General features: G+C 50.4%; 1 protein-coding gene. It reads left to right on the top strand.

Annotation, left to right across the window (positions count from 1 at the left end):
* The first annotated feature begins 257 nt into the window (after nt 1–257).
* A complete protein-coding gene (gene pdxR, locus C8R21_RS15455) occupies nt 258–1784 on the top strand; it encodes a MocR-like pyridoxine biosynthesis transcription factor PdxR (protein ID WP_107763485.1) in 1527 nt (508 codons plus the stop codon).
* Nucleotides 1785–2119 lie beyond the last annotated feature (335 nt).

Genomic DNA, 2119 nt, shown 5'->3' with positions numbered 1-2119 from the left:
CAGAAACCGACCTGAACGAGAGCATCAAGCAGGGCAAGATGGTGCTCAAGCCCGAAAAGAAGGATGACGACGAGGAAGAGGAAGACGAGGAGTAAGTACTCGCTTCGTATGTAGGTAGCCCTCAATCAGCCGCTCTCATAAATGAGTGAGAGCGGCTGATATCGTATGGAGGCTTACGTTAGTTATAAAAATATGTCAGAATCGATAATTTACCTGGAACAGAAATCCAGCGCGCGTACCTGCCGCCATGAATACATATGGCAATTCCCATTGAACTCGACCACAACAGCCGTCAATCGCTGCAAGGCCAGATTTTTGACCAGTTACGCCACCTTATCCTGGGAGGTAAACTAAAACCCGGTACACTCCTCCCGGCAAGCCGTGTGCTTGCCGAACAGTTGGGTATTTCCCGTAATACTGTTTTGCTGGTTTATGATCGTTTGATTGCCGAGGGCTATCTTCAGGCCCGCAAGGCAATTGGAACGTATGTAAACCTTGAACTTCCTGAAACCTGTCTTTCTGCCACCCGTAGGGTGACCCCCTCCTCTCCCGGTGACGAAGAGCTTGTCAAACGGCCAGTAATTCCATTTATCGGCCACATACACGCCAACAATAATATTCAGCATCTCGATTTTGATTTTTGCCCAGACCGCATTGGTCTCGACCTGTTTCCCCATAAGATATGGCGCCGCTTTGTAAATAAGACATTCATGTCTGCAAATATGCACTTCGAGGAATGTTGCGATCCCGGTGGACTATCGGAACTACGGGAAGTCATCGCTGCCCACCTTGGAGTCGCGCGAGGTATCAGCGTTTCATCAGATCAGATAATCGTTACCGCCGGCTCTCAGGAAGGATTGAATCTTGCTGCTCGCCTCCTTGTAAAAGAGGGAACAATGGTTGCAACGGAAAATCCCTGCTACCACGGGGCTACTTCTCTTTTCGAGAGTTACTATGCAAAATTGATTCCCGTGCCTGTGGATGAGGCAGGGCTCGACGTTGAACAACTACCAAAGGAGGGAGTTGCACTTTTATTTGTCACCCCTTCTCATCAATTTCCCCTGGGCTTCACCTTGCCCATCGAGCGTCGGTTGAAGCTCCTGGATTGGGCGCGACGTTGCGGGGCATTCATTATAGAGGACGATTACGATTCAGATTTTCGATATCGCGGATCGCCCCTGACAGCCCTCATGGGGCTGGATGATTATGGTTGTGTCATGTACCTGGGTACATTCTCCAAATCCATGGGGGCAGGCCTACGACTAGGCTATCTGGTGGTGCCCAAAGCATTGATTCCTGCTGCCCGTTCTGCGAAAGCTCTGCTTAATAATGGGCATGCCTGGCTGGATCAGGCGACCATGGCCGAGTTTATCCGCAGCGGCGCCTACGGCAACCATCTGAGACGCATGCGAAATATGTATGGTAAGCGCCGTGATTGTCTCGTGGAAGCACTACGGGAACATTTTGGCGCAGTCCGCCTTAGCGGTCTTGAAAGTGGCCTGCATCTTGCGTGGCATCTTCCTGACCACTACCCACCCGCAGCTCAGCTTCAGACAATTGCGTTACGTCATGGAGTAAGAATCTACTCGATCGGAGGGGGTACGGGCTATGATTACGGTGGCTGTCGCTATAGCGCTCGTACGCTCGTGTTAGGTTTTTCTTCCCTCAACGAATATCAGATTCGAGCCGGTGTTCGACGAATTGCCGATGCTTTCGCAGATATGTCACTCAACTCCCCTTCCATGCGAGAGAAAGCGGATAAGGTAGCAACATCCTCCCTTTAGGACAACCTGCCGCCGTTCATATCAAATGTCTTATGAATAAGACACTTCTGTAGCATCTCCCCCACTTTCCGCTGTCTACAATCGATATTATCGAAATTAAGCGGCTATATACTATGGCTTTAAGGGAGTGGCTTGCGGATCTCTTGGAGAGCTTATAGGGAAATTAATAGAGAAAATTAAAAATGGCAAAAAACACCGATCCACCTTGCCGTCTGTAACGGTGGCGGACCGGTGTTTGCATGTTGCCATGTTCCAGTCTTTTTTCCCGGCTCCTGCCCTGGTCAGGGAGGAGCCAGGCTGCCTAAGGTTGTGAACCCGGGGTTGACCCTAGGGTT

Origin of the sequence: Nitrosospira multiformis, assembly GCF_003050865.1 — a bacterium.
GTDB classification, from domain to species: domain Bacteria; phylum Pseudomonadota; class Gammaproteobacteria; order Burkholderiales; family Nitrosomonadaceae; genus Nitrosospira; species Nitrosospira multiformis_E.
This window is presented reverse-complemented; position numbering and strand designations above follow the sequence as displayed.